The following is a 25,513-nucleotide window of genomic DNA, read 5'->3' on the forward strand; positions in this document are numbered from 1 at the left end:
AACCCGGGCGGGCCGCCTTCTCGTTGCCCGGCAGTTTCTTCCACGGGCCTTGCGGGGCGGTTCCCCGTCTGACCGGCGTGGCTTGCCGCGCTCGTTCCCGCTGCCTGGTCCACGGGCGATCGGCGTGGAACTGACTTCCGGATATTGCGCGACCGCGAAAACGCCGGCAGGGAGCTCCGGCAGGGAGACCTGGCGGCGACATGCGGTGCAACGCAAAACGCCCGCCTGCGCCTTGAATTCTAGGGATCGTTGCAACACCAGGTGGCTAGGCTGCCAACAGTAGTTCACGCAGGCGCTCGGTCGGGGTATCCCAGCCGAGCGTTTTGCGTGGACGTCCATTGAGCAGGCGAGCGACCCGCTCGAGTTCCTCGGGACCATGGACGCCGAGGTCAGTTCCTTTAGGGAAGTATTGGCGCAGCAACCCGTTCGTGTTCTCGTTGGATCCGCGCTGCCAGGGGCTGGCTGGATCGCAGAAGTAGACATCCATGTCCGTGGCCATGGAGAAAGCCTTGTGCGTCGCCATCTCGGCGCCCTGGTCCCAGGTCAGGGACCCTCTCAGCAGCTCGGGCAGCCCACCCATGCTCTTGATCAGGCCGTCGCGAACGGTTGCGGCGGTGTGATCACCGTCGAGGTGAACGAGCATGACAAAACGGGTAGTTCGCTCGACCAGAGTCGCAATCGCGGACTGATTCAGCGTCCCCGTGATCAGGTCCCCTTCCCAGTGCCCTGGCACGGCACGGTCCTCAATTTCGGCGGGACGCTCGGAGATGTTGATCATCGGGTCCCGGAACCGGCTGGTGCGCTTCTCCGGATCGGTGCGTGGCTTGCGGCGAGTTCGGCCGGTCCTTAACGCTGTGGCCACCTCTCGCTTGAGACCGCCACGGGCCTGGAAGTAGAGAGCCTGATAGATCGTTTCAGCGCACACGTGAAACTCCAACCTGTCGGGGAGCATCTTCCTCAGCCTGTTACTGATTTGCTCCGGTGACCAGCCTAGAAGCAACTTGGCCCCCACGTATTTTCGTAAGGTTCCCTCGCAAGAGAGCTTGCTGGTCTTGGGTCGTGGTCGGCGTTTGGCCGCTGCACGGTGCGCAGCATAGGGCTGGTAGCCGTTGGGACCGGTGTTGCGGCGGATCTCCCGGCTCACCGTCGAGACCGGCCGTCCTAGCGCCCTGGCGATGGCACGCATCGAGGAGTCGACCGCGAGCAGGTCTCGGATCTGCTCGCGTTCGGAAAGGGAGAGGTAGCGGTCGCTGATTGGTTTCTCCAGCGCGGCAAGCCCTGGAAACGGAGCCATGAAGGACGAACCCTCGACTGGATTATAAGTAGTCACCCCTTGTTTGTAGTCGACAACCCGACCGTCCGGGTAATAGCGTCGGTCGCCGGTCTTGCGAATGCCGGCGTCCCATTCCTTTGACGTGGTTACGTGAACCCCAACGGACGTGGCAGCCTCCCGGCGAGATAGACCGGTGCCGCGCAGTCGCAGGAACTCTTCCCGTTTGCCGGCATGGGTCCCCTTCACGGCCGCTCCGGACTTGTATGCCCATTGGAAACAGGTGCCTGCGGGGATACCGACCTCGCGGGCGGCAACCGAAACGTTGCCAAGTCGCGCCAGCGCGGTGAAGAACTGGTCTTTCTGCTCCTGGGTGTATTTGGCCTTCTTCTTGCCGCGGGCGCCATGGACTGAGGATTTGATGCCTGGGGTGAGTTCGCGGGCCCACTGGTAGCACTTATTTGGATTGAACCCGAGCTCCGCGGCTGCAGCAGATACGTTCCGGGTCCGGTCCAAGACACTCAGGAATCGGTCGTGGTCCTCGGCCGAGTACTTCCGGGGCGTTGAAGGATTCTTATCGGTTGGTGATTTCTTCGTTAAAGACGACACGGTCGTTGCAACTCCCAAAGATCTGGGGTGTTGCAACGACCGCTAGAACTCGCCCGCGATGCAGGCGGGCGTTTGCTGAACGAAGGGGGGGGAGGTCCTAGAAGGGGAACTTCCCGGTGGTCCGGTCCCAGACGTTGGCGGCTGCCGCTGCCAGCAGCGATGCCCCGAGCATGTGGGCCAGCACCAGGAGGATCGGCAGGCCGGTGAAGTGCTGGACGTAGCCGATAACGCCCTGCAGCAGCACGACTCCGGCCATCAGCAACAGCGGATTGCGCAGCTTCACGTCCGTGGCCCGGCGGAATGCCAGCACCAGGGCAACGACGTTCGCTGCGACCAGCAGGTAGACCGGAACCACGTGGATCCGCGTGACGATGTACGGGTCGAACATGTGGCGCGGGGCATCCGCGTCCCCGGCGTGCGGGCCGGTCCCGGTGACGATGGTGCCCAGCACCAGAGCCAGCGCCGAGGTGGCGAAGATGGTCCAGGCAAGGAAACGCTGCGTGGATCCGGCGGGCGTCCCCAGCGAGGATTCGCCGCGGCGCAGGGCGCCGGTGCGGTTGACCAGCAGGGTGGCGGCCATGACCAGGGCAGCCGAGACCAGGAAGTGCAGGGACACCACCCACGGGTTCAGGTTGGACCAGACGGTGATGCCGCCGATGACCGCCTGGGCGGGGATGACCGCGAGCAGCGCGATCGACAGGCGGTAGATGGTCCTGTGGGTGGAGCGCATGCGCCAGATCGACACGATCATGGCCACCGCGATGGCCGCGAGGATGAAGGTGAGCAGGCGGTTGCCGAACTCGATGAGTCCGTGGATGCCCATTTCCGCAACCGGGGTCATGGATCCGGGCACGCAGTTGGGCCACTGCGAGCAGCCCAGCCCCGACTTGGTCAGGCGCACGGCGCCGCCGGTGACGATGATGCCGATCTGGGATGCGAGGGACGCAATGGCCAGGCGGTGCACCGTGGAGTTCACGGTGGCGGGCAACTTGTCCGTCCAGCGGTTGGCGGCGGGGGAGGTGGTGCTCATGGTGTTGTGCTCCAGGATTCTAGTTCCACTTGAACCAGCGTGTTGCGGCGAAACCGGCAATGATTGTCCATGCCAGCAGGATGAGGATTCCGGCGACCGAGGTGGTTCCGGCGATCAGGGCCGCCCGCAGGGAATCACCCAGGGCGGCGGAGGGCAGTAGGTCGACGATCGGCTGCAGGTATGCAGGTGCCCGGTTGCTGGGGAACAGGATCCCCCCGACCGCGGCCAGCAATACCCAGGCAAGGTTGGTGATGGCCAGGGTGGCCTCGGGGCGCACGGTGCCGGCGACCAGCAACCCGAGGGCGGTAAACGCCGCGGCGCCCAGCACCAGCAGGGCAATGGCCCAGCCGATGCCAGCCGGCGCCGGCCGCCACCCCAGCAGCAGGGCGGTGCCGCCGATGACGACGACCTGGAGGAACAGGACCACCAGGACCGCTATGACCTTGCCGTAAATCAGACCGGCGCGGCCCAGCGGAGTCGTTGAAAGGAAGCGCAGCACCCCGTAGCGGCGGTCGAAACCGGTGGCGATGCCCTGCCCGGTGAACGCGGTGGACACCACGCACAGGGCCAGAACCCCGGGGGCTGCGGCGTCGATGGGCTTGGCGGCGACGTCCTTGAGCAGGTCGGTGAAGACCAGGCCGAAGAGCGCCATGAGCGGCAAGACCACGGCAACGACGAGTTGTTCCCCGTTGCTGATCATGCCCATGGTCTCGTAGCGCCCCTGGAGCAGGATGCGCTTGAGGGTTCCCTGGGCGTTGGCGGCCGCCGGCGCGGCCTGCATGCTAGTTGGCATTGTTTCCCTTGTCGGCAATCTCCAGGAACACGTCTTCAAGAGTTCGCGGTTGCATTGTCAGTGCGTGGGGCAGGACGCCCTCGCGGGACCACCACGTCGTCAGTTCCGCCAGGTCCCCGGGGGAGCGCACGCCGTCGAGGCGGTAGTGCCCGGGGGAGGCCTCGGTGAGGGTGAGGTGCGGCGGCAGCGGAGGCGGGACCATGGCTGCCGCGGCGGTGAAGTCAACGGCCTGGGTCGCGGTCTCCTGGTCGGCATGGGCGGTGAGTTCCGCGACAGTTCCCTGGGCCACGTTGCGTCCCTCGTGAATGATGTAGACGTAGTCGGAAAGCTTCTGCGCGTCTTCCATGAGATGGGTGGTCAGCACGATGCATTTGCCTGCCTCGCGCAGCTCGCCGATCAGGTCGAAGACCACGTGGCGCGATTGCGGGTCCAGCCCGGCGCTCGGCTCGTCGAGGAAGACAACTTCCGGATCCCCGGCCAGGGCGGCGGCCAGGGCCACCCGCTGCTTCTGGCCGCCAGAGAGCCGGCGGATGGAGGTAGTGGCAAACTCGTTGATGCCCAGGCGCTCGATGAGGGCGTCAAGGTCCGCCGGGTGGCGGTAGAACGAGGCGACGTGGCGCAGCAGCGGGATCGGGCGCAGCGACGGCGGCAGCCCGCCGTCCTGCAGCATGACGCCCACGCGCGAACGCAATGCCGGGCTGGCGCCGTAGGGATCCTCGCCCAACAACCGGACTGTGCCCCCGTTGGGGCGCAGCAGGCCCTGCGCACAGCCAAGGGTGGTGGACTTCCCGGCTCCGTTGGAACCCAGCAGCGTGGTGACGGTTCCGGGGTCGGCCTTGAGGCTGATGCCGTACAAGACGCGCATCATGCGGCCATCCAGGGCGGGGACGGGACCGAAATCTTTGAGCAAGTCCTCGATGACGAGACTTGGAGACACATTGGACACCCAGTTATTCTAGGCCAGGTAGAACTGAGGCGGAGCCGGATGTGGCCCCGGTCTCCACGGCGCACGGTCCCGGCGCCGCCGCGTTACGCCGGTGGCGAGGTAAGCAATGCCTTACTAGACGGGCTGGCTGGATTAGCGCATGCTTGTGTTGTGTATTCATCGAATCAGACAGTGCCGGTCGGCGACGCCCCGGCACACAACATTCCCGCGACAGGGGAAGCCGAAGAACGCACCCGCGACCGAGTCCTGTATTCCGTGTTGGAAGACGGCCCGGTCAGCGCCGCCGAACTGGGCGAGCGCCTGGGCTTTACCCCTGCAGCCGTCCGTCGCCACCTCGATGCGCTCTCCAAGCAGGGGCTCGTCGAGGTCAAGCTCGTGGCCAACCAGCGCACCGGCGCCGGTCGGCCTTCACGCCGCTATGTGCTGTCACACCGCGGCCAAACCAAAATGGGCAACGACTACCTGGATATCGCCACCGATGCACTGGCCGAACTTGGCCGGGCCGCCGGACCGGCAGCCGTCGAGGCCTTTGCCGCCCGTCGCTTTGCGAGCATGGAACGGCGCTACCGTCCCGTGGTCGCCGAGATCGAGGGCCTCGAGGAACGCGCCGAGGCGCTGAGCGAGGCCTTGAGTGCGGATGGCTTCGTTGCCTCCACCCGCAAGGTCGGCGCAGATTCGCCGACCGCCACCATGCTCAGCGTCCAGCTGTGCCAGGGGCACTGCCCCATCCAAGATTTGGCTCGGGAATTCCCCGTCTTTTGCGAGATGGAAACCCAGGCCTTTTCCCGTCTGCTGGGTGTCGATGTGCGAAGGCTCTCGACACTTGCCAGCGGCGGGCATGTGTGTACGACCCACGTTCCCGTGGGCCGGAACCAAACTCCTCAGCGCGCTGAGAAGAGAACTCGAATCAAGATTACGAAGCAGGAGAGGCCGCGATGACGGATCAGATTGCACAGGAGTCCCCCGACGCCGGCGTAATTTCCGAGATCCTGGAGAAGAACCCCGAACTCCAAGGAATCGGCAATTACGAGTACGGATGGAGCGACAAGAACGACGCGGGCGCCAATGCGCGCCGCGGCATCAGCGAGGATGTTGTCCGCAACATTTCGGAGCTCAAGTCCGAGCCCCAGTGGATGCTGGACATGCGCCTCAAGGGCCTGAAGTACTTCGATCGCAAGCCCATGCCCACTTGGGGCGCAGACCTCTCGGGCATCGACTTCGACAACATCAAGTACTTCGTGCGTTCCACCGAGAAGCAGGCCACCAGCTGGGAGGATCTGCCCGAGGACATCAAGAACACGTACGACAAGCTCGGCATCCCCGAGGCTGAAAAGCAGCGCCTGGTTTCCGGTGTCGCCGCCCAGTACGAGTCCGAGGTTGTTTACCACCAGCTCCGCGAGGACCTGGAAAAGCAGGGTGTCATCTTCCTTGACACCGATACCGCGCTGCGCGAGCACGAGGACATCTTCAAGGAATACTTTGGCACGATCATCCCGGTGGGCGACAACAAGTTCGCCTCGCTGAACACCGCGACCTGGTCCGGCGGATCCTTCGTCTACGTCCCCAAGGGCGTCCACGTGGAAATCCCGCTGCAGGCATACTTCCGCATCAACACGGAAAACATGGGCCAGTTCGAGCGCACCTTGATCATCGCCGACGAGGATTCCTACGTCCACTACATCGAGGGCTGCACCGCCCCGATCTACACCTCGGACTCGCTGCACTCGGCAGTTGTGGAAATCATCGTGAAGAAGGGCGCCCGCGTCCGCTACACCACGATCCAGAACTGGTCGAACAACGTGTACAACCTGGTGACCAAGCGCGCCGTCTGTGAAGAGGGCGCAACCATGGAGTGGGTCGATGGCAACATCGGTTCCAAGGTCACCATGAAGTACCCGGCCGTCTACCTGGTTGGCGAGCACGCCCGGGGCGAGACCCTGTCGATCGCCTTCGCCGGCGAGGGCCAGCACCAGGACACCGGTTCCAAGATGGTCCACATCGCACCGAACACCTCCTCCAAGATCGTGTCCAAGTCGGTGGCCCGCAACGGCGGCCGCGCCGCCTACCGCGGCCTGGTCCAGGTCCGCGAGGGTGCCAAGGGCGCTCGCAACTCGGTCGAGTGCGACGCGCTGCTGGTCGACCAGATCTCGCGTTCGGATACCTACCCGTACATCGACGTCCGCGAGGACGACGTGACCATGGGCCACGAGGCCACCGTTTCGCGCGTGTCCGAGGAGCAGCTCTTCTACCTGATGAGCCGCGGCATGACCGAAGAGGAAGCCATGGGCATGATCGTGCGCGGCTTCGTCGAGCCGATCGCCCGCGAGCTCCCGATGGAGTACGCCATGGAACTGAACCGCCTCATTGAACTGCAGATGGAAGGATCCGTCGGTTAATCATGACTGATACCGCAACTCACTCAACGGGCGAAAAGGCCCGTATCGGTGCACCCAGCATTTCCGGTTTCACCGAAGAGGGCGAGAACCTCTCGCCGTTGAACGAAGCAGAAGTAGCAGCCTCGCCGTTGGGCGGCGACGCAGCCAAGGCACACAGCCACGGCGGCGGGGCAGGAATCCCTGATTCCTCCCGCGCCGGTCGCAAGACCAGCTACAACGTCGAGGACTTCCCGGCGCTGACCGGACGTGAAGAGGACTTCCGCTTCACCCCGCTCAAGCGCATGGGCGGCCTGCACAAGAACGCGTTGGCCGGGGTTGCCCCCGAGCTGACCGTGGCCGGTGCCAACGTCTCCACCCTGGAAACCGTTGCGATGACCGATGCACGCGTCGGTTCCGCCGGCATCCCGGAGGACCGCATCTCGGCCAACGCCTGGAAGCATGCGGCCGAGGCCAAGGTGCTGACCATTCCCGCGAACTCCAGCGGCGAACAGGTCACGCTGACCTACACGGGCACCTCCACCGAAGCGGCCGCCAGCCACCTTGTGGTCGTCGCCGAGGCCAACTCCGAGTCCGTCGTGGTCATCGACCACGTCGGGTCCGCAGTGCTGGCGCAGAACATCGAAATCGATGTCCGCGAAGGCGCCAAGCTGACCGTGATCTCGCTGCAGGCCTGGGCCGACGACGCGATCCACGCTTCCTCGCACTTGGCGAAGGTCCGCAAGGACGGCCACCTGAAGCACATCGCCGTAACCTACGGCGGCGACTTGGTGCGTCTGACCCCCTCGGCGCACTTTGATGGCCAGGGCGGCGAGGTGGAGCTCTTTGGACTGTACTTCGCGGATGCCGGACAGCACCTGGAACACCGCTTGTTCGTGGACCACGCCACCGAGAACTGCAAGTCCAACGTGTTGTACAAGGGTGCCCTGCAGGGCAAGGACGCACACACCGTGTGGGTCGGCGACGTCTTGATCCGCAAGGAAGCCAAGGGGACCAACTCCTACGAGGCCAACCGCAACCTGGTGCTCACCGAGGGCGCACGCGCCGACTCGGTGCCGAACCTGGAGATCGAGACCGGTTTGATCGACGGAGCCGGACACGCCTCCACGACCGGACGTTTCGACGACGAGCACCTCTTCTACCTGATGAGCCGCGGCATCGACGAGAAGACCGCACGCCGCCTGGTGGTGCGCGGCTTCCTGAACGAGATCGTGCAGCAGATCCGGGTACCGGAGATCGAGGAACGCCTGGCCGAGACGATCGAGCGCGAGCTCGCCGCCACGGACAGCTAGTCCAGGCTTTTCCCCCCACCAACACCAAAACTTCGTCGATCCACATCGACTTCACGGAAAGAGAACGGACTCAAGGCATGTCTACTCTGGAAATCAAGGACCTGCACGTCTCCATCGAGACCGAGCAGGGCAACAAGGAAATCCTCAAGGGTGTTTCCCTCACCATCAAGACCGGCGAAACCCACGCCATCATGGGCCCCAACGGCTCGGGCAAGTCCACCCTGGCCTCGACCATCGCCGGACACCCGCGCTACACCGTCACCTCCGGCTCGATCACCCTCGACGGTGCCGACGTCCTGGAGATGGGCGTTGACGAGCGCGCACGCGCCGGCCTGTTCCTGGCCATGCAGTACCCGGTCGAGGTTCCGGGCGTCTCGATGACGAACTTCCTGCGCACCGCCAAGACCGCCATCGACGGGGAAGCCCCGAAGCTGCGGACCTGGACCAAGGACGTCAAGAGTGCCATGGAAAAGCTGAAGATCGATGCCGAGTTCGCCTCGCGCAACGTCAACGAAGGCTTCTCCGGCGGCGAGAAGAAGCGCGTGGAGATCCTCCAGCTGGAGCTCTTCAAGCCGAAGTTCGCCATCCTGGACGAGACCGACTCCGGCTTGGACGTCGACGCGCTGAAGGTCGTCTCCGAAGGTGTCAACCGCGCCCAGGAAGAGAACGAGATGGGCACCCTGCTCATCACGCACTACACCCGCATCCTGCGCTACATCAAGCCCGACTTCGTGCACGTCTTCGTTGACGGCAAGATCGCCGAGCAGGGTGGCGCCGAGCTGGCCGACCGCCTCGAGGACGAGGGCTACGACCGCTTCCTGAACGTTCCGGCCTAGTCATGAGCGTATCGAACGAAACGACCAGCGGGTCGGCAGAAACCGAACTCGAGGACGTCGAAGAAGCGCTCAAGGATGTCATCGACCCGGAGCTCGGCGTCAACATCGTTGACCTGGGCCTGCTCTATGGGCTGAAGTACGCCGAAGACGGCGCACTGCTCATCGACATGACCCTGACCACCGCCGCCTGCCCTTTGACCGATGTCATCGAAGAGCAGGTCAGCCAGGCACTGGAGTCGGTTGTCGATTCCTACCGGCTGAACTGGGTCTGGATGCCGCCGTGGGGTCCGGAGCGGATCACCGATGACGGCCGCGACCAGATGCGGGCCCTGGGCTTCAACATCTAGTCCTGCGGACAAGACAAAAGCGAGGTGCGTTTCCCCTTCAGGGGGGATCGCACCTCGCTTTTCGTCTTTTGGATTCAGCCGCCGGGCTTGTCCAGGTTCCGCGCCGAGAGCGTGTCACACTGGTTGATGTCCCCGGTCGCATATCCCTGCAGGAACCAGGACTGGCGCTGCGCCGAGGAACCGTGGGTCCAGCCCTCGGGATTCACCCGCCCGGTGGCTGCCTCCTGGATCCTGTCATCGCCCACGGCCGAGGCCGCCGACAGTGCCGAGCGCAGGTCGGCCTCGGTGAACGGCTTCATGAAGGTGTTGCCCTCGGCGTCCTTGGTGTTCGCCGCATGCGCGGCCCACATGCCGGCAAAGCAGTCGGCCTGCAGTTCCACGCGCACCGAGCCGGAGGTCGCACCCTTGGCCCCCTGCTGGGAGGCTGCGAGGGTGCCGATGGTGTTTTGGATGTGGTGCCCATACTCGTGGGCCACCACGTATTCCTCGGCCAGCGCCCCGCCATCCGAACCGTAGTTGGTGCTCAAGTCGGCAAAGAACCCGGTGTCGAAGTATGCGACCTGGTCAGCGGGGCAATAGAACGGGCCCACCGCGCTGGTCGCGGTCCCGCATTCCGTGCTCACCTGCCCGTCGAAGACCTCGACCCCGGGCTGCCGCACCTGCACGTCGTACTGCGGCAGGTAGCTGAGCCAGAAGCTGTCAAGCGATTGCGTGGTTGCCAGGATCCGGCAGTCGGTGCGCGCATTGGCGTCGGCCCCGGTCTGGCATTCGGTGATGCCCGCCGGCCCGTTCTCGTTGGCTCCCTGCTCGATGCCGGGATCCCCGCCGAGTCCCAGCTGCGTGAGCATGTCGGGGTTGACACCCAGCAAGGCGGCAAGCAGCACCACGATGATGCCGCCACCGCCGGCGGCGATCTTGCCGCCGCGGCCCCGGCCGCGCGAGTCCCTGATGCGTCCGGAATCGAGTTGTGCGTCGTCATTGAAACTCATGGTTCATACAATACGTGCGCGTAGCCGATTTGGGAGGTTTATCGGGCGATCGCCCCGCTGTTGCCCCGGGACCCTACGCAGGAACCGGGCGGGTCAGGGGCGCGGAGGTGCCCGGTGCACGAGAGCGCCTGCCATGGATTCGGCCACGTAGCGTGCGAATCGCTCGGCGCTCCAGCCGCGCTGCAGCACCAGCAGCTCATAAAGCTCGGGCGAGCTGTGCAGCCACATGACATCGACGGCCTCGTCGAAGCTGACGTCCTCGCGAAGGTACCCGCGCTCCTGCAGGAAACGTGCGTTGTGTTGCATCCTCTCCAGGCGCTCGGCGTTGGATTGTTCCTGGAGTTCGGCCATGTTCGCGTCGCTTGCCGCAGCCGAGCGCACCAGCAGCAGGATGGGAGTCAGCGTGGCCGCAACCTCCGCCGTGAGGCGTCCCCACATGAGCATCAGGGACTGGGCGTCGGCGGCGTGCTGCCGCAGCGCATCCGAGCGGTCGAATGCCGCTTCGGGACCGCTGCCGCGAAGCCCGCGATCGTAGATGGCCCTGACCAGCCCGGGTTTTCCGCCGAACGACTTGTAGATGGTCTCGACCGAGACCTGGGCGTCGGCGGCGATCAGGGCGACCGTTGTCGCCGGGTATCCCTGGGCCAGGAGCCGTTCCCGGGCTGCGTCGAGAATCGCTTCCCGCGTTTTCTCTGCGGCCGCGCGCCGGCTCCGGGAATCGTATCCGCGGCGGCTATTGACTGTGGGCATCATTGGTTCCATACTTCGTATTGGATACACCGTACTGTATCAAATAGGAGTTGTCATGGTCGACCCTTCAAGCCCGGGCCTTGAGGCGTTGCTGATCCGTCTGGTGGACGCCGTCAACGCCCACGACCTGGACTCCCTCGTCGCCTGTTTCGCCCCCGGCTATCGAAACGAAACGCCCGCCCATCCCGCGCGCGGCTTCACCGGCACCGGGCAAGTCCGGCGCAACTGGAGCCGGATGTTCGCCGGCATCCCGGACTTCCGGGCACAGCTGCTCGGCTCGACCATCGACGGCCAGAGGGCCTGGACCGAGTGGGAAATGCGCGGCACCAGGGTTGACGGCGCAAGCCAACTCTTGCGCGGCGTCATGATCTTCACCGCCGGTGACGGGCTCCTGACCGGGGTGCGTCTCTACCTGGAACCGGTCGATGAAACCGGCGGCGATGTCGACGCCGCCATCGCACGAACAGCAGGTGCCGCAGGACCGGCACCGGAAGAGGACTTGCCATGATTCTCGTCATCGGAGCCACCGGCCAGCTCGGCGGACTCATCGCGCGGCTGCTACTGCTCCGCGGCGATGCCGTGCGGGCGTTGGTGCGGGACCCGGCCTCCGCTGCTGCCCGCGACCTGGCCGACGCCGGCGCCCACCTTGTTCTTGGGGACATGACTGACGCCGCTTCCCTGCGGACCGCCTGTGAATCGGTGCGGGGAATCATCACCACCGCGAACTCGATGTCCCGCGGCGATCCGGACACCATTGAATCGGTTGATCGACGCGGCAATGCCAACCTCGTCGATGCGGCCGTCGAGCAGGGAGTGCGGCGCTTTGTCTTCATCTCCGCGCTCGGGGCCGACGCGCACCACCCGATGCCGCTGCTGCAGGCCAAAGGCGAAACCGAGCAGCGCCTGCGGGAGAGCGGCACGGACTGGACGGTGCTGCAGCCGGACTTCTACATGGACATGCTGCCGATGGCCGTCGTCGGCGCACCGGCGCTGGCCGGAGGTGCCGTCACGCTGGTCGGCGAGGGTCGGCGCAGGCATTCGATGGTGGCGATCTCCGACGTCGCGGACTATGCGCTCGCGGCCTTCGACAGCGACGACGCCGTCGGCCAGGCCCTGCAGATCGGCGGCCCCGAACCGGTGGCATGGCGCGATGTGCTCGCAGCGTTCGAACGGCACCTGGGACGGGAGATTCCGGTGAGCTTCGTTGCCCCCGGGCAGCCAATCGACGGGATGTCCGGGATGCTCTGCGGACTGTTGGCCGCGCTGGAAACCTACGACTCCCCGCTGGACACCGGCCGGTTGGCCAAGCGCTTCGGGGTGGTGCCGACGTCGCTGGATGCCTTTGTGCACGCCGTGGTGGCGGCGGCCCGCGGAGGCGCGCAGATGCGCAAGGCCTGAATCCGCGGTCAGGGAGAGGGAAACGTTAGTTGCGTTCCATGATGCCGCGGGCGGCCAGCGCGTCCGCGGTGCGCTGGGCATAGGCCACGGTGTTGATGACCACCGGTGCTGCCAGCGTCGCGGGGTTGCGCCCGATTCCGCGGGCCTTGGCTGCGTCCGCGAGGTCCTGCACCGAACTTGCTATCGCCGGGATGCTGCGCAGCATCAGGGCCACTGCCAGCGCGATGGTGGCGGGGTTCCCGCCGATCAGGCGGACCGGCGCGGCGGCGCGTTCCAACCCGTCGAGCAGCGCGGCCTGGGTGGTGGTCAACAGGACGAGGCGCCCGCACTGGATGACAGCGAGCATCCCGCTGACCAGCGTCAGGGCGAAGAGCGGCGTGTTGAGGATCGACTGGTAGATGCCCAGGATCGCGAAGATCCACCACAGCTGGCGCAGCGGAGCGGCCCACGCGCGCAGCACCCGTGGACCGGCCAGGGCGAAGAGACCCACACCCAACAACAGGGTGCCGAGCCCGACGGCGGGAATCCGCCAGAGGAGCACCGCGGCACCCACCGCCAGGACCAGCAGGTACTTGGCCAGCAGCGGTGCGCGGTGCACCGGGCTGGCACCGGGCAGGTAGTGCCCGAGCAGCATCTGGTGCGAGGCGCTCACGCGGCCGGGCTTCCATGGCGGACCAGCCGGCGGTAGGTGTCCACGGCCTCGGGCGCCGGGCCGTCAAAGACGATCTTGCCGCCGGCCACCAGCAGCGCCCGGTCGGCGGCCGCGGCGAAGTCCAGGTCGTGGGTCGCGTAGATGACCTGCTGGTCCAGTGCACCCAGCGTTTTCTTGAGCAGTTCGTTGTTGGCCAGATCCAGCAGCGTGGTCGGTTCGTCCGCCACCAGGATGTCCTGGCCCGCGGCCAGCACGCTGCACAAGGCCACCAGCTGGCGCTCGCCCCCGGAGATGTCGTAGATGCTGCGGTGGGCCAGGTGTTCCAGGCCGAGCGCTGCCAGCGCGCGCAATGCGGAGGCGCTGCGCTTGGCCCGGTCCTTGTGCAAGGCCTTGAGGGAGAGCTCGACGTCCTCTGTGACGATGGGCATGACCAGCTGCGAGAGCGGATCGGTGAACAGGAAGCCCACGCGCCTGCGCACGGACTTGGCCTGGCGGACCGTGTCGAAGCCGTGGACCTCCACTGCCCCGGTCGAAGGGGTCACCAACCCGTTGAGCATGCGCAGCAGCGTTGACTTGCCTGACCCATTTGCGCCGATCACGGCGATGCGCCGTTCGTTGAGTTCGAGGGTGCACGGGGCCAGGACGGTGCGCGGGGCCTGCGCCGGGTCGTCGGCGGGCACTGACAGGCCGGCATTGTTGAATCGGATCACGCTTAACGGTATTCCCTGCTGGTGGTGTGGATCGAATTGCGCTGCTGGCGCAGCCGGCACTCTATGCGTTGAAGCGGCGGCGGGCGAAGGACGGGAAGGCCTTGAAGACGCTGACCGCGATGGCAGCGGCCAGCAGGTTCTTCACGACGTCTCCGGGCCAGTAGGCCATGTCCAGGATGAAGGCCTGGCCCAGCGGGATCTGCGCGTTCAAGCTCATGCCCAGGATGCCCAGCGGGTGGATCACCAGGATCGAGCCGCACATGGCCGAGAGGAACAGCCAGACGAAGCGCCGGCGGGTGACCCTGCGCAGCACCAGCGTGGCGAGCGCGCCGGTGACCAGGGCGGCAAGGGGGAAGGCGAGCAGGTATCCGGCGCTGGGTGCGGCGAGCGAACCCAAGCCGCCGGAGAACTTGGCAAAGATCGGCACTCCGGCCAGCCCCACCAGCAGGTACAGGCCCACGGCCGAGCCGCCGCGCAGCGAGCCGAGGATCAATGCGGTGAGTGCCACGCCCATGGTCTGCAAGGTGATCGGCACGCCAAGGGCTCCCACCGGGACGGCCGGAACCAGGGTGAGCACGGCGATGAGCGCGGCAAAGACCGAGACCAGGGCGAGATCGCGGGCGCCGATCCGGGCAGGGGTGTGCGCGTCGATGCGCGGGCTGGAGGTCGTCATGGTTGGGTGTTCCTGTCGATTCGAGATGGTGGCGCTGCGGTGCGTGGATTCGCGTCGCGGTTGCGTTACGAATGACAATACTTGAACACTGTTCAAAAGTCTTGGTCGCCGGTCACAAAAGTGTTGGCCACCACCCGACGCCTGGCCAAAAACCGTCGCCGCGGCATCGGGCTCGAGCGTACCGTTTGGCCCGATTCATCAACCATGCATCGCTTCAACGCCTGAAGCCTTCGACTGCCGCGCCTCAGCCGATGTGGTCGCGAACGGTGGACGGCAGGCAGAATGGTGGCATGGATACGGGTGATGGAACGTCGCAGGATCTGTCCGTGGGGCAGCTGGCTGACAGGTCAGGCGTTGCAGTTTCGGCGCTGCACTACTACGAGCGCGAAGGGCTGATTTCTTCCTGGCGAACCACGGGTAACCAGCGGCGGTTCGACCGAAGCGTGCTGCGCCGCGTGGCAGTGATTCGTGCCGCCCAGCGCGCCGGCATCCCGCTTCGGTCAATCGCCGAACTCTTCGCCGGGCTGCCCGCTGACGGAACGCCACGCAAGGAGGACTGGCAAGCTGTTTCCGCGGCCTGGAGGGACGACTTGCAGGAGCGGATCCACCAGTTGCAGTCGTTGCGGGACGGGTTGGGTGGCTGCATCGGCTGTGGTTGCCTGTCGCTGGCCGAATGCGGATTCGTCAACCCCAATGACCGATTGGCCGACGGTCTTGGAGGCGCGACGTTGTTCCGGGAGGACACGGAATTTGACCTCAACCAAGGTTGAGGTTCTAGCGTTGGGGAGTAGTTGGACCAAGCCCGCCGCACCCGTGCGGGCGCCCCGCATGACGAGAGGAACCTGGACCCGCCGTGCAAACCCACATTCCAGCCGCCACGATCGCGGATCAATTTCGCCTCGCCTTTGGAAACCATCCGGCGGGCGTTGCCGTGGTGACGGCCACCGGCCACTGCGGACCTGTTGGAATCACTGCCTCATCCTTGATCTCCGTTTCGGCCGAACCGGCCTACCTGGCGTTCAACATTGCGCAGCGATCGGGCTCCGCCGAAGTGATCCTGGACGCCGAGCACATCGTGGTCCACTTCTTGACGGAGCCCAACGCCGATGTGGCAACCTTGTTCGCCACACCCGGCGAGGAGCGCTTCTCGAAACTGGCAGGGTGGGAACAGCTGCCCACCGGGGAACCCCTGATCCACGGGGTGGGTGTCGCGATGCGGTGCACCATCGAATCGCGGGTTGCCGCCGGACCGGCCACGGTCGTCGTCGCTTCGGTGCTCGAGGTCATCCCCGGCCAATCCACCGCTGCCCCGCTGGTGTACCACCGGCGCGGCTACCACAGCATCGGTGAGCACACCAGGCTCATCGCTTGACCGTCCCCGGGAAAACCCGGGTCCGGTTTTTCACCGAAACATGAGTTGAGGAGTCATTTTGGCTATTTATACCTTGCCTGAGCTGCAGTACGATTACGCGGCCTTGGAGCCGAACATTTCGGCGCGGATCATGGAGCTGCACCACTCGAAGCACCATGCTGCCTATGTGGCCGGTGCGAACACGGCGTTGGAGCAGCTGGCCGAGGCGCGGGAGAAGGGCGAGTTCGGGAACGTTCCGAAGTTGTCCAAGGACCTGGCGTTCCACTTGGGTGGTCACACGAACCACTCGATCTTCTGGAACAACCTTTCCCCGGAGGGCGGGGACAAGCCCGAGGGCGAGTTGGCTGCGGCGATTGACGACGCGTTTGGTTCCTTTGACGCTTTCCGTGCGCACTTCACGGCCGCGGCGATGAGCCTGCAGGGTTCGGGTTGGGCGTTGCTGGGCTTTGAGGGCCTGGGTGGCCAGTTGGTCATCGAGCAGTTGTATGACCAGCAGGGCAACGTGCCGGTGGCGACGACTCCGTTGTTGATGTTGGACATGTGGGAGCACGCGTTCTACCTGGATTACGTGAATGTGAAGGCCGATTACGTGAAGGCTTTCTGGAACATCGTGAACTGGGCCGATGTTTCGGCCCGCTTCGAGGCGGCGCGTGCCGGTGCCCCGAAGCTTGTCGTCCCCGGCAAGTAACTCACCGTCCCGGCCTTTGCGGGCCAAGCAAGCGGGCTGCCGATCGGAAACATTCCGGCCGGCAGCCCGCTTGTTATCTGAGGGCCCTCGAGGGGCCAAAGACTAGAAACGCGACGAGGAACCCGACCCGGAGAAACTGCCGCCGCTGGATCCGTAGCCGGTGCTTCCGCCTGAGGACGAACTTGCGCTGCGGGATTCCTGGACGCTGGACTGGCCGGAGCGGAAACCCGAGGTGAATCCGACGACCGACCAGAACCTGTTGGACGGGTACACGGTTCCAAGGATGCTGTGGCTCGAGGATCTCCTGGTGTCGGGTGCCTTCGGAGTTCGCATCGCCTCGCGCATGAGCTTGGCTTCCTTGGTGGTTTTCGCGTACTTGGCGATCACGGCCTCGGAGTGATCCTTGAGCAGCCCGGTCAGCTCCTGCCGGGCAGCGGCGATCTTGTCCAGGGCGTCCTCCGGGTCCAGGTTGCCCGCTTGGAGCCCCGCCGCCCACTTTTCCGCCTCGGCCGCTGTCATGGACTTGAATCGGCGCAATGCCATCGCCGACGGGGCCTCCGGGGCGGCATCCTTGTGGCTGAGCAGTTCTTCGATTTCGGCAAGGTCCTCCCGAAGCGGTGCGAGCTGCCGCTCCCAGGCTCCCGCCCAGCCCGAGCCCATGTTCAAGAGCATGTTGGTATCGGCGATCACGTCATCCATCCGGTCCAGCTCCGAGGCGTTCGCCGCGTACTTTTCCAGGAACTGCGCCGTCTGCTTGCGAACGTGTAATTTTGTCTCCAGGCCATTGGCCTTGTTGCTTTGTTCGGCGAGCTGGTTGTAGGCGGAGGAAAAGCCGCGGTATTTCTCCAGCACCAGACTTCCGTACCGGGAGTCGCTGCCGATGGTCTTGGCGTTCAGTTCGGTGACTTCGAGGTCCATGCTCACATTCGCGTAACTCGCATTGCCCGCGCCCAGAGCCTTTGCGGAACGTTTCCGGTAGGTCCTGCGCACGTACAGGGTGCTGCCAGTGCTGATGCCGCCAACGACGAGTATGACGCCGCTCCAGGCATACAGCCTTGGTGATTCGTACCATGGCCGGTTCATCATTTGAGCGGCACGCTCGATCCCGGCCACCGTTCCCTCGGTCCACTGGGCCTCGCTGAACAAGTCCTTGGTGGCTGCCTGGATGTCGTCGCGCTGGCCGGGGGAGACCTTGCGATCTTCGCCGAAGTAGGTTCCCACCTGCCTACCCATCGGATCGAGGGCGAAAAGGAACAGCGAGTCGGCCCATTTTTGCTTATCCGGGCTGAGCCATTCGGGGTGGTTCTCGCGCGCGAAGCGCAGCACTTCCTCGTTGAGGTTGTCGCTGAATTCACCGTTGCGGGTGTAAATGGCGACCTTGGTCGGTTCGTTGAAATCGATCTCTTCGATGGCCGGGAACAGCGTGTCCAAATCCAGCGTCCCGGCGGTGTCCTCGACAACGATGTCGGTCGCCGCGGCGGCTTGGGCAGCGGGTGCGCCGCCGATCAGCAGCATGGCACCCAGTGCCAGGACGGTCAGAAGCTTTCGCATGCGTTTTGCCGTTCGTCGATTGCGGTCGTCCCTATGAACCCTATCCGGGTTACGCAAATCGTTCGACTTCGAGCTTGTGCGTCGAATGGGGTCAGCCCCCGAGCAGTACCACCAGCATCTGGATCGAGCCCCACAAAGTGGGAACTTGCTCGATGAGCAGCACCAGACCCAGCGCGATCATGACCAGTCCGCTGGCCAAGGTGATAAATCGTGCCGCGGTGGGGCGCTGGCGCAACAACGCCCTGGCACCCAGGGCGACACCAGTGTAGATGAACAGCGAAAGCACCATATGGCTGGTGCCCAGGATGGCGGTTTGCGCCGGGACCGGCAATGCGGCATCCGCGTGGATGAACTGTGGGATCAGCGCCAGGTAGAGCAGCAGCGCCTTGGGGTTGGTGCCGCTGGTTCCCAGTCCACGGAAGAAGGCAGGGCCGAAGAAGCGTTGCCCGCTCGTGGTCGTGCTTGCCGCGGAGACCTTTACCTGCAAGAGCGTGCCTGCTCCGCTGTGCGTACCCGCTGGCTCCGACGGATCGAGGTCCGCGCCGAGTGGCTCCCGAGCGGGGCTTTCTTCGGCGGTGAAGCCGGCCTTTCGCCAAGAGCGGCAGGTGCTGATGCCCAGCCAGAGAAGGTAGGCGGCGCCGATGAGCGTGAGCCAGGAAAGCAGCTGCGGCAGACCGGCGATCAGGGCTGCCATTCCGCCAACAATGAGCAGTGTGTGAAAGACGTATCCGCTGCACAAGCCGGCAACCGCGGACGAGACCCGGTGGCGGCCGAGACCCGCGGAAATGGCGTACGCCCAGTCGGCACCTGGCGTCATGGCCAGGGCGAAGGACACTGCGATAAAGCCGTAGATGACTTGAAGGTCCATGACCGAATCTCTTTCCTGCTGGGAATCTACCGGCAAGCTTAGGAAGAAAACGACGAAATGTGCTTGCCAGTTCTCGCGCAATTCATCACGAATGAACAAGAAATCTCCTGCTATGTTTGGTTGAGCGCAAGAATATAGCGCGACCATCACGGTTGATCGAGAAAACAAGCGAATGGAGCTGTCACATGGACGGAATCGACCGGGCAATCCTGCGGCGCCTGCAGGACGACGGGCGCATGACCGCCACTGCCTTGGCGGAGGAGGTGGGTCTCACCTTGGCTCCCTGCCACCGGAGGTTGCGAGAATTGGAAAACAGTGGCGTCATCCGCGGCTATCGGGCCGACGTGGATCCCGCGAAGGTGAACCTCGCGTTCGAGGCGCTGGTTTTTGTCACGCTGAAGGACCGGCTGACCATGAAGGACTTCGAATACGAGGTCGGCAAGATCGGCCAAATCATCGACGCCCAGCGGCTCTTTGGGGAACCGGACTTCTTGTTGCGGGTCATGGCCGTAGACTTGCCGGCGTACCAACGCTTTTATGATGATGTACTGGTGACATTGCCCGGCGTGGAAAAGCTCACGAGCACCATTGTCATGAAGAACCTCAAATCCGGCGGGCGGCTTCCGATCTAGGCGACGAAGCTGCCTCTTGCGGAATTCAACCGGCTGCGTGAAGCTGGGGTGGCCGCGGCAACCGCCTGCGTGGTAGCCAACAAGCGAATGAGGACAGGACGATGAAAATCCGCGAGCCCGTTCAGGTCGACGTTGGCCAGGTCGCGGGGTCGCATTGGCTGGCGACCTGCGGTTCCGACGCAGCAGCACCAAGGGCCGGGGGTCGACGATGACAACTGTTCAGGTTGTGTTGCGCGGCGGTCCATTCGACGGCCGCCAGCTGACTTTCTCGAATTGGCCGGACCCGTTGACGGTGGAATCCTTGCCCGAGGACCTGCACGCGGAAGCCAGGGTCCGCGCCCGGTATGTTGCCATAACTGCGGACGAACCGGTGACCGGGCCGCGGGTGATGATATGGGACGGCGCCCACCGGGTCGGGGGAATCCACCATGCCTGAGAAGCCGGCCAAGTAAGCGTCGGGGAGATTCGGCCGAGGGCCCGTAAGACCGGTCAACGTCCAGTTGGCCCAAGCGGAATCCCGCAGATCGAATCAATTCTCCTGGAACGAAGAACGGTCTTGACTCGGTAAGTACCTAGTCAAGACCGCCTCGTATGTGTGCCCCCGGCGCGATTCGAACGCGCGACCGACAGATTAGAAGGCTGTTGCTCTATCCACTGAGCTACGGAGGCGGGCACAAGAATCATAGCCCAAACACGGCCCGGGCCGATATTTCACCGATGGCGATACTGCGTTTTGAACGAGCGTGGGGCCGTGAAAAACAATTACTCCGGACGTATGATGAAATAGCAGTCAACCTCTGCGGGCGATAAAAGACCGACACCGTCCGAAGCCACAGTTTCAAAGCCGAAAGAATGCCATTGCCGCGCCAATCCGAAGCAACCGTCGAAGTGGACCCAACGCCAAGCCACACCGCCTGGCGCAACTCCATCTTTGGCATCTTCTTCTTGTGCGGTTTCGCGTTTGCGACGTGGGTTGCCCGGCTTCCGGCGGTCCGGATGGAGCTCGATCTTTCAACCTCTGACGTTGGTATCCTGCTGTTTGCCCTGGCCATTGGATCCATCGGCGGGTTGGCCTTCGCTCCAGGTATCCTGGCACGACTGGGTATCCGCCGCGGCATCATGCTGGGCCTGCTCATTCTGGGCGCGGCGCTGGCAGTCCTGGGAACAGTGACCGAAATGCTCGGCAGTACCGTGGGCGCCATGACGATCCTCGTCCTCTACGGCTTCGTTTTTAGCACCACCGACGTGATGATGAACGTCGACGGAGCGGCGGTCGAACGTTCCCAGGGCAAGACACTCTTGCCGCTGATGCACGCGTTCTTCAGTTTCGGAACCATCATCGGAGCGGTCTTGGGCGCCGGTGCGGCAGGCATAGGGATCAACGTAATGTGGAACTTCACCATCGTCGGCGTTCTGATCATGGGTCTGGGCCTCTACTTCGTCCGCAACGTGTCGGGGCTTGAACCGCCAGCAGCCCGCGGCGGCGAAGTTGTTGTCCGCGCCGCGACGCGGTGGCAGCGCTTCACCGGCATCTTCCGCGATGGACACCTGATGCTGATCGGGCTCATGGTCGCCGGGCTGGCCTTTGCCGAAGGCACGGCCAACGACTGGCTCACCATTGCCTCCGTCGACGACCACGGATTCAGCGAGGCCTCCGGGGCGCTGGTCTTCGGCGCGTTCGTCGCCGCCATGACCGCAGGACGCATTTTCGGCGGACCGCTGATCGACCGGATCGGCCACAAAAGGGTTCTGGTGTTCATGGGCCTGCTTGGGCTGGCCGGCATCGTGCTGTTCATCCTGGCCCCGGCCCCCTGGGCCGTTTTCACCGGCGCAGTCCTGTGGGGCTTGGGCGGATCCCTCGGTTTCCCTGTTGGCATGAGCGTGGCCGCGGCCCACCCAACCGATGGGCCGCGTCGCGTGGGCATTGTTGCAGTCTTCGGCTACTCATCCATGCTTGTGGGGCCGCCGGTGCTGGGCTTCCTCGGCGAACACTACGGGGTGCTCAATGCCTTCATCCTCGTGGCGGGAATCCTGTTCGTGACGTTGCTGATCACGCCAAAGGCCACTGCGGTCCCGGGGCTGACCCCGAGGCCGCAGCGAGTGGACTAGTGCCCGAAACTCATTGGATCGGCCGGCTCATCGGCGGTGCCGTCCAACGCGTCAATGGCCTTGATCTCCTCGGGGGAGAGGTTGAACGTAAAGACATCGAGGTTTTCGGCCAGTCGCTCGGGGCTTGAGGTCTTCGGAATGGGCACGACGCCCCGCTCGATTTGCCAGCGCAACACTGCCTGCGCCGGAGTGACACGGTGATCCTCGGCCGCAGCGAGCACCGGTGCAGAGCTGAGAAGGTCGTGCTTTCCACGGCCAAGCGGAGCCCAGCCTTCGGTGAGTATCCCGTGTTTGGCGTGGAAGGCCAGCCGTTCGTCGTTGAGCCAAAACGGCGAGTGCTGTACCTGGTTGACGTCCGGAACCACGCCGGTGGCGTCCATCAGTTCCTGTAGCTGCCCGACCGTGAAGTTCGACGTGCCGATGGCCCGGACCCTGCCGCGCTTCAGCAGCTTGACCAAGCCCTCCCAGGCCTGGACGTAATTTCCCTCCTGCGGATTGGGCCAGTGGATCAGGAACAAGTCAAGGTATTCCATGCCCAGCCGCTTGCAGCTGTTCTCCCAGGCGTCCTGCACGCCCTGGACCGAATGCCACTGCACATTGAACTTGGAAGTGATGAACAATTCCTCACGGGGAACCGACGTCGAGCCGATGCCCTCGCCGATTCCTTCCTCGTTGCCGTAGTTTTCCGCGGTGTCAATGAGCCGGTATCCGGCATCCAACGCGTGGGCTACTGCTGCTCCGGCCTGGATGTCATCCAGCGGCCACGTGCCCAAGCCGATGGATGGCATGAAGGCGCCATTATTGAGTTCACGTAACGGGACCGATGCATAGTTGTCTGGCATTTGGCCATGCTATGGCACCAGCTGGAATACCGATAGGGGCAGGACACGCTAACGGCCTAGTGAGTCGAGGACTCTAGACGGCGCAGGGTCTGCTCCGGGGAGGTGAAGGCCGGTCTTCCGCGACCTGTGCGATTCAACGAAGCCGCCTCGGGGCACAGTGCGAAAGCGATGCGGTCGCCGGTGGCTCATCGCTATGCCCCTGTCCATCGGGTTGCGAGGTCACCCGCTCAGTTCCCCACACAAACATCGAAGGCGGGAAACCATTTCAATCCCTCCAGCCACTTGTCCACAGCACCGACCCCTCGCTGCCTGGCGGCGCGATAGCGACACCAAGCTTGGGTGACGGGGCAAGAAGTACTTGCCCAGAGCCGAACATTGGAGTGCACCATGACGGACCACATTACGTTGCGCGGGGTGGTGGGAACCGAACCCCGCCCGAGCGGGGGGAGCAGCGGCACGCTCATTGCAAAGTTTCGCCTGGTCAGCAACGAGCGGAGGCAGGACCCCGAGACGGGGCAATGGAACGACGTGCACAGCAATTGGTACACCGTCTCCTGCTTTCGTGCCATGGCCACCAACATGCTTGCCAGCATTCACATGGGCGACCACGTGGTGGTCTACGGCAAGATGCAGGTCCGCGAATACGACCGTCAGGACGGAACGCGTGGATTCAGCGTGGACATCGACGCCATGGCGCTTGGCCACGACCTGCGGTTCGGGGTCAGCCGCTTTGAAAGAGTCAGGCGCGCAGGGGGAGACGACAACACCGAGCAGCACCTCCGTCACGGCAAGGCGGAGAGGGAGCCCGAGGAGTCGAACAGCGAGTTCCCGGTGACCGGCTGGCCGGACTCGGGGCAGGGCGCGGACACGGAGGCTGCCTAGCGTCCCCGGGCACAAAAGTCGTCGAACGTGTGGGCGGCCACGGCGCATTGGCGCCGTGGCCGCCGGATGTGGGCAGGAACATGCCCCCTCGGCTTAAACCGGGCGCGATAATTGGGAGTAAGACTCTCCGAGGCACTAGCCTTGATGGCATGGCGGAATTCATTTACACGATGACCAAGGCTCGCAAGGCCGTTGGCGACAAAGTCATCCTCGACGATGTCAGCATGTCCTTCTACCCAGGCGCAAAAATTGGCGTGGTTGGACCGAACGGTGCTGGCAAGTCGACGATCCTTAAGATCATGGCAGGGCTGGATATACCTTCCAACGGCGAGGCACGCCTCAGCCCGGGATACAGCGTAGGAATCCTGTTGCAGGAACCGCCGCTGAATGAGGAAAAGACGGTCCTGGGCAACGTCCAGGAGGGCGTTGGGGAGATCTACGAAAAGATCACCCGGTACAACGAGATCTCTGAGGAGATGGCCCAGGACGGTGCCGACTTCGACGCGTTGCTCGAAGAAATGGGCCACCTGCAAGAAGCCATTGACAGTGCCGATGCCTGGGATATTGACTCCCAGCTCGAGCAGGCCATGGATGCCTTGCAGTGCCCGCCGGGAGACTCCGAGGTGTCCCACCTTTCCGGTGGTGAACGACGCCGCGTGGCGCTGTGCAAGCTGTTGCTGCAGAAGCCAGACCTGTTGCTCCTCGATGAGCCCACCAACCACCTTGACGCCGAGTCCGTGTTGTGGCTCGAGCAGCATTTGTCCGCGTACCACGGTGCCGTTCTGGCCGTGACCCACGACCGGTACTTCCTGGACCACGTGGCCCAGTGGATCTGTGAAGTCGACCGCGGTCGCCTGCACGCCTACGAAGGCAACTACTCGGCCTACCTGGAAAAGAAGCGCGAGCGCCTCGAGGTCCAGGGCAAGAAGGACCAGAAGCTTGCCAAACGACTGAGCGAGGAACTCGAATGGGTTCGCTCCAATGCCAAGGGCCGCCAGACCAAGTCGAAGGCCCGTCTGGCTAGGTACGAGGAAATGGCTTCGGAAGCCGAACGCACTCGAAAGCTCGACTTCGAGGAGATTCAGATCCCGGCGGGCCCACGATTGGGCTCGGTTGTCATCGAGGCCAATAACCTGAAGAAGGGCTTCGACGACCGTGTGTTGATCGACAACCTTACTTTCTCGTTGCCGCGCAACGGCATCGTGGGTGTCATCGGCCCCAACGGCGTGGGCAAGTCCACCCTGTTCAAGACCATCGTGGGCATGGAACCGATCGACTCCGGTGAACTCAAGGTCGGCGACACCGTCAAGATCTCCTACGTTGACCAGAACCGTGGCGGCATCGACCCGGAAAAGTCGCTGTGGGAAGTGGTTTCCGAGGGAAACGACTACATTCAGGTCGGCCAGGTCGAGGTTCCCTCGCGTGCCTACGTTTCGGCCTTCGGCTTCAAGGGTCCGGATCAGCAGAAGAAGGCAGGCGTGCTCTCCGGTGGTGAGCGCAACCGCCTGAACCTCGCACTGACCCTCAAGCAGGGCGGCAACCTGTTGCTCCTTGACGAACCGACCAATGACCTCGACGTCGAAACCCTCGGCTCGCTGGAAAACGCGTTGCTCGAATTCCCGGGTTGCGCAGTGGTCGTGTCACACGACCGTTGGTTCCTGGACCGTGTGGCCACCCACATCCTGTCCTACGAGGGCACCGACGAGAACCCGTCCAACTGGTACTGGTTCGAGGGCAACTTCGAGTCTTACGAGGCAAACAAGGTCGAACGCCTGGGTCCGGAAGCTGCCAAGCCGCACCGCGTCACGCACCGTCGACTGACCCGCGACTAACAGTCGCCAGGGCTTCGGCCCGGGGTATCCCGGGACCCAGCCCGCAAAG

At 64.2% G+C, this 25,513-nt stretch carries 26 protein-coding genes and 1 tRNA gene; 14 read left to right on the forward strand and 13 right to left on the reverse strand.

What is annotated here, in order from left to right; genetic code table 11:
- Window positions 1-265: 265 nt before the first annotated feature.
- The 4 genes from ABD687_RS01560 to ABD687_RS01575 form a co-directional block, all read right to left on the reverse strand.
- Complete coding sequence (locus ABD687_RS01560) at window positions 266-1,477, reverse strand: IS30 family transposase (protein ID WP_425566783.1); 1,212 nt, start codon at window positions 1,475-1,477, stop codon at window positions 266-268.
- 499 nt (window positions 1,478-1,976) lie between these two features.
- Window positions 1,977-2,909: a COX15/CtaA family protein gene (locus ABD687_RS01565; RefSeq protein ID WP_302266285.1), complete on the reverse strand. Its 933-nt coding sequence runs from the start codon at window positions 2,907-2,909 to the stop codon at window positions 1,977-1,979.
- A 19-nt stretch (window positions 2,910-2,928) separates the two neighbouring features.
- Entirely contained in the window at window positions 2,929-3,702 is a 774-nt protein-coding gene (locus tag ABD687_RS01570) for an ABC transporter permease (protein ID WP_302266287.1), read from the reverse strand.
- Complete coding sequence (locus ABD687_RS01575) at window positions 3,692-4,648, reverse strand: ABC transporter ATP-binding protein (protein WP_302266288.1); 957 nt, start codon at window positions 4,646-4,648, stop codon at window positions 3,692-3,694. Before ABD687_RS01575 ends, ABD687_RS01570 begins: the two co-directional genes overlap by 11 nt.
- A 150-nt stretch (window positions 4,649-4,798) precedes the next feature.
- Here ABD687_RS01575 and ABD687_RS01580 point away from each other — a divergent pair, with 150 nt between their 5' ends.
- From ABD687_RS01580 to ABD687_RS01600, 5 genes are all read left to right on the forward strand, one after another.
- Window positions 4,799-5,587 (forward strand): helix-turn-helix transcriptional regulator, encoded by a 789-nt coding sequence (locus tag ABD687_RS01580; RefSeq protein WP_372342872.1) that lies wholly within the window; start codon window positions 4,799-4,801, stop codon window positions 5,585-5,587.
- Complete coding sequence (gene sufB, locus ABD687_RS01585; RefSeq protein ID WP_264269122.1) at window positions 5,584-7,044, forward strand: Fe-S cluster assembly protein SufB; 1,461 nt, start codon at window positions 5,584-5,586, stop codon at window positions 7,042-7,044. Before ABD687_RS01580 ends, sufB begins: the two co-directional genes overlap by 4 nt.
- Before the next feature lie 2 nt (window positions 7,045-7,046).
- Window positions 7,047-8,333 (forward strand): Fe-S cluster assembly protein SufD, encoded by a 1,287-nt coding sequence (gene sufD, locus ABD687_RS01590; protein WP_264269121.1) that lies wholly within the window; start codon window positions 7,047-7,049, stop codon window positions 8,331-8,333.
- Between the two features lie 77 nt (window positions 8,334-8,410).
- On the forward strand, window positions 8,411-9,169 hold the full coding sequence (sufC, locus tag ABD687_RS01595) for a Fe-S cluster assembly ATPase SufC (protein WP_264269120.1): 759 nt from the start codon (window positions 8,411-8,413) through the stop codon (window positions 9,167-9,169).
- Window positions 9,170-9,171: 2 nt separating this feature from the next.
- Window positions 9,172-9,516 carry a metal-sulfur cluster assembly factor gene (locus ABD687_RS01600; protein WP_264269119.1) on the forward strand — a complete coding sequence of 115 codons (345 nt, stop codon included), beginning with the start codon at window positions 9,172-9,174 and terminating at the stop codon, window positions 9,514-9,516.
- A 74-nt stretch (window positions 9,517-9,590) separates the two neighbouring features.
- Here the strand turns inward: ABD687_RS01600 and ypfJ are convergent, their stop codons facing one another.
- Window positions 9,591-10,505: a KPN_02809 family neutral zinc metallopeptidase gene (ypfJ, locus tag ABD687_RS01605; protein WP_302266289.1), complete on the reverse strand. Its 915-nt coding sequence runs from the start codon at window positions 10,503-10,505 to the stop codon at window positions 9,591-9,593.
- Window positions 10,506-10,598: 93 nt separating this feature from the next.
- Window positions 10,599-11,255, reverse strand: a complete 657-nt coding sequence (locus tag ABD687_RS01610; RefSeq protein WP_310287852.1) for a TetR/AcrR family transcriptional regulator — start codon at window positions 11,253-11,255, stop codon at window positions 10,599-10,601.
- Between the two features lie 55 nt (window positions 11,256-11,310).
- On the opposite strand from ABD687_RS01610, the gene ABD687_RS01615 reads away from it, so the two are divergent.
- On the forward strand, window positions 11,311-11,763 hold the full coding sequence (locus ABD687_RS01615) for a nuclear transport factor 2 family protein (RefSeq protein WP_310287850.1): 453 nt from the start codon (window positions 11,311-11,313) through the stop codon (window positions 11,761-11,763).
- Entirely contained in the window at window positions 11,760-12,653 is an 894-nt protein-coding gene (locus ABD687_RS01620) for an SDR family oxidoreductase (protein WP_310287848.1), read from the forward strand. The genes ABD687_RS01615 and ABD687_RS01620 overlap by 4 nt, the downstream gene beginning before the upstream one ends.
- 25 nt (window positions 12,654-12,678) lie before the next feature.
- Here the strand turns inward: ABD687_RS01620 and ABD687_RS01625 are convergent, their stop codons facing one another.
- The 3 genes from ABD687_RS01625 to ABD687_RS01635 all read right to left on the reverse strand — a co-directional run bounded on the left by ABD687_RS01625 (window position 12,679) and on the right by ABD687_RS01635 (window position 14,688).
- A complete protein-coding gene (locus ABD687_RS01625; protein ID WP_310287845.1) occupies window positions 12,679-13,305 on the reverse strand; it encodes a CbiQ family ECF transporter T component in 627 nt (208 codons plus the stop codon).
- Window positions 13,302-14,015 (reverse strand): energy-coupling factor ABC transporter ATP-binding protein, encoded by a 714-nt coding sequence (locus tag ABD687_RS01630; protein ID WP_310287843.1) that lies wholly within the window; start codon window positions 14,013-14,015, stop codon window positions 13,302-13,304. Before ABD687_RS01630 ends, ABD687_RS01625 begins: the two co-directional genes overlap by 4 nt.
- 61 nt (window positions 14,016-14,076) lie before the next feature.
- Window positions 14,077-14,688 (reverse strand): biotin transporter BioY, encoded by a 612-nt coding sequence (locus ABD687_RS01635; RefSeq protein ID WP_264269112.1) that lies wholly within the window; start codon window positions 14,686-14,688, stop codon window positions 14,077-14,079.
- 290 nt (window positions 14,689-14,978) lie between these two features.
- Between ABD687_RS01635 and soxR the strand changes: the two genes are divergently transcribed.
- From soxR to ABD687_RS01650, 3 genes are all read left to right on the forward strand, one after another.
- A complete protein-coding gene (soxR, locus tag ABD687_RS01640) occupies window positions 14,979-15,458 on the forward strand; it encodes a redox-sensitive transcriptional activator SoxR (protein ID WP_264269111.1) in 480 nt (159 codons plus the stop codon).
- An 83-nt stretch (window positions 15,459-15,541) separates the two neighbouring features.
- Entirely contained in the window at window positions 15,542-16,060 is a 519-nt protein-coding gene (locus ABD687_RS01645; RefSeq protein ID WP_264269110.1) for a flavin reductase family protein, read from the forward strand.
- Between the two features lie 58 nt (window positions 16,061-16,118).
- Window positions 16,119-16,748, forward strand: coding sequence for a superoxide dismutase (locus ABD687_RS01650; protein WP_264269137.1), 630 nt, complete (start codon window positions 16,119-16,121; stop codon window positions 16,746-16,748).
- Window positions 16,749-16,850: 102 nt separating this feature from the next.
- On the opposite strand, the gene ABD687_RS01655 is transcribed toward ABD687_RS01650, so the two are convergent.
- Together ABD687_RS01655 and ABD687_RS01660 are read right to left on the reverse strand one after the other, a co-directional pair.
- Window positions 16,851-18,299: a DUF5129 domain-containing protein gene (locus tag ABD687_RS01655; protein WP_264269108.1), complete on the reverse strand. Its 1,449-nt coding sequence runs from the start codon at window positions 18,297-18,299 to the stop codon at window positions 16,851-16,853.
- 91 nt (window positions 18,300-18,390) lie between these two features.
- Window positions 18,391-19,167 carry a LysE family translocator gene (locus ABD687_RS01660; RefSeq protein WP_264269107.1) on the reverse strand — a complete coding sequence of 259 codons (777 nt, stop codon included), beginning with the start codon at window positions 19,165-19,167 and terminating at the stop codon, window positions 18,391-18,393.
- Between the two features lie 185 nt (window positions 19,168-19,352).
- Here ABD687_RS01660 and ABD687_RS01665 point away from each other — a divergent pair, with 185 nt between their 5' ends.
- Window positions 19,353-19,799 carry an Lrp/AsnC family transcriptional regulator gene (locus ABD687_RS01665; RefSeq protein ID WP_264269106.1) on the forward strand — a complete coding sequence of 149 codons (447 nt, stop codon included), beginning with the start codon at window positions 19,353-19,355 and terminating at the stop codon, window positions 19,797-19,799.
- 596 nt (window positions 19,800-20,395) lie between these two features.
- Here the strand turns inward: ABD687_RS01665 and ABD687_RS01670 are convergent.
- A tRNA-Arg gene (locus ABD687_RS01670) sits at window positions 20,396-20,468 on the reverse strand.
- Window positions 20,469-20,687: 219 nt separating this feature from the next.
- Here ABD687_RS01670 and ABD687_RS01675 point away from each other — a divergent pair.
- Window positions 20,688-21,908, forward strand: coding sequence for an MFS transporter (locus ABD687_RS01675; RefSeq protein WP_310287835.1), 1,221 nt, complete (start codon window positions 20,688-20,690; stop codon window positions 21,906-21,908).
- Here the strand turns inward: ABD687_RS01675 and ABD687_RS01680 are convergent.
- Complete coding sequence (locus ABD687_RS01680; protein ID WP_310287832.1) at window positions 21,905-22,750, reverse strand: aldo/keto reductase; 846 nt, start codon at window positions 22,748-22,750, stop codon at window positions 21,905-21,907. The two genes, ABD687_RS01675 and ABD687_RS01680, sit on opposite strands and share 4 nt — an antisense overlap.
- 387 nt (window positions 22,751-23,137) lie before the next feature.
- Between ABD687_RS01680 and ABD687_RS01685 the strand changes: the two genes are divergently transcribed.
- Window positions 23,138-23,632: a single-stranded DNA-binding protein gene (locus ABD687_RS01685; protein ID WP_264269103.1), complete on the forward strand. Its 495-nt coding sequence runs from the start codon at window positions 23,138-23,140 to the stop codon at window positions 23,630-23,632.
- 149 nt (window positions 23,633-23,781) lie between these two features.
- Window positions 23,782-25,464 carry an energy-dependent translational throttle protein EttA gene (gene ettA, locus ABD687_RS01690; protein ID WP_264269102.1) on the forward strand — a complete coding sequence of 561 codons (1,683 nt, stop codon included), beginning with the start codon at window positions 23,782-23,784 and terminating at the stop codon, window positions 25,462-25,464.
- Window positions 25,465-25,513 lie beyond the last annotated feature (49 nt).

Source organism: Paeniglutamicibacter sulfureus (assembly GCF_039535115.1).
In the GTDB taxonomy this organism is placed as follows: Bacteria; Actinomycetota; Actinomycetes; order Actinomycetales; family Micrococcaceae; genus Paeniglutamicibacter; species Paeniglutamicibacter sulfureus.

Excerpts from the sequence above, each read along its gene's own strand:
- soxR (WP_264269111.1), top strand. The coding sequence starts at position 14,979 with ATGGATACGGGTGATGGAACGTCGCAGGATCTGTCCGTGGGGCAGCTG.
- ettA (WP_264269102.1), top strand. The coding sequence starts at position 23,782 with ATGGCGGAATTCATTTACACGATGACCAAGGCTCGCAAGGCCGTTGGC.
- ABD687_RS01635 (WP_264269112.1), bottom strand. The coding sequence starts at position 14,688 with ATGACGACCTCCAGCCCGCGCATCGACGCGCACACCCCTGCCCGGATC.
- ABD687_RS01615 (WP_310287850.1), top strand. The coding sequence starts at position 11,311 with ATGGTCGACCCTTCAAGCCCGGGCCTTGAGGCGTTGCTGATCCGTCTG.
- sufB (WP_264269122.1), top strand. The coding sequence starts at position 5,584 with ATGACGGATCAGATTGCACAGGAGTCCCCCGACGCCGGCGTAATTTCC.
- sufD (WP_264269121.1), top strand. The coding sequence starts at position 7,047 with ATGACTGATACCGCAACTCACTCAACGGGCGAAAAGGCCCGTATCGGT.
- ABD687_RS01600 (WP_264269119.1), top strand. The coding sequence starts at position 9,172 with ATGAGCGTATCGAACGAAACGACCAGCGGGTCGGCAGAAACCGAACTC.
- ABD687_RS01660 (WP_264269107.1), bottom strand. The coding sequence starts at position 19,167 with ATGGACCTTCAAGTCATCTACGGCTTTATCGCAGTGTCCTTCGCCCTG.
- ABD687_RS01565 (WP_302266285.1), bottom strand. The coding sequence starts at position 2,909 with ATGAGCACCACCTCCCCCGCCGCCAACCGCTGGACGGACAAGTTGCCC.
- ypfJ (WP_302266289.1), bottom strand. The coding sequence starts at position 10,505 with ATGAGTTTCAATGACGACGCACAACTCGATTCCGGACGCATCAGGGAC.
- ABD687_RS01620 (WP_310287848.1), top strand. The coding sequence starts at position 11,760 with ATGATTCTCGTCATCGGAGCCACCGGCCAGCTCGGCGGACTCATCGCG.
- ABD687_RS01680 (WP_310287832.1), bottom strand. The coding sequence starts at position 22,750 with ATGCCAGACAACTATGCATCGGTCCCGTTACGTGAACTCAATAATGGC.
- ABD687_RS01570 (WP_302266287.1), bottom strand. The coding sequence starts at position 3,702 with ATGCCAACTAGCATGCAGGCCGCGCCGGCGGCCGCCAACGCCCAGGGA.
- ABD687_RS01610 (WP_310287852.1), bottom strand. The coding sequence starts at position 11,255 with ATGCCCACAGTCAATAGCCGCCGCGGATACGATTCCCGGAGCCGGCGC.
- sufC (WP_264269120.1), top strand. The coding sequence starts at position 8,411 with ATGTCTACTCTGGAAATCAAGGACCTGCACGTCTCCATCGAGACCGAG.
- ABD687_RS01665 (WP_264269106.1), top strand. The coding sequence starts at position 19,353 with ATGGACGGAATCGACCGGGCAATCCTGCGGCGCCTGCAGGACGACGGG.
- ABD687_RS01685 (WP_264269103.1), top strand. The coding sequence starts at position 23,138 with ATGACGGACCACATTACGTTGCGCGGGGTGGTGGGAACCGAACCCCGC.
- ABD687_RS01655 (WP_264269108.1), bottom strand. The coding sequence starts at position 18,299 with ATGCGAAAGCTTCTGACCGTCCTGGCACTGGGTGCCATGCTGCTGATC.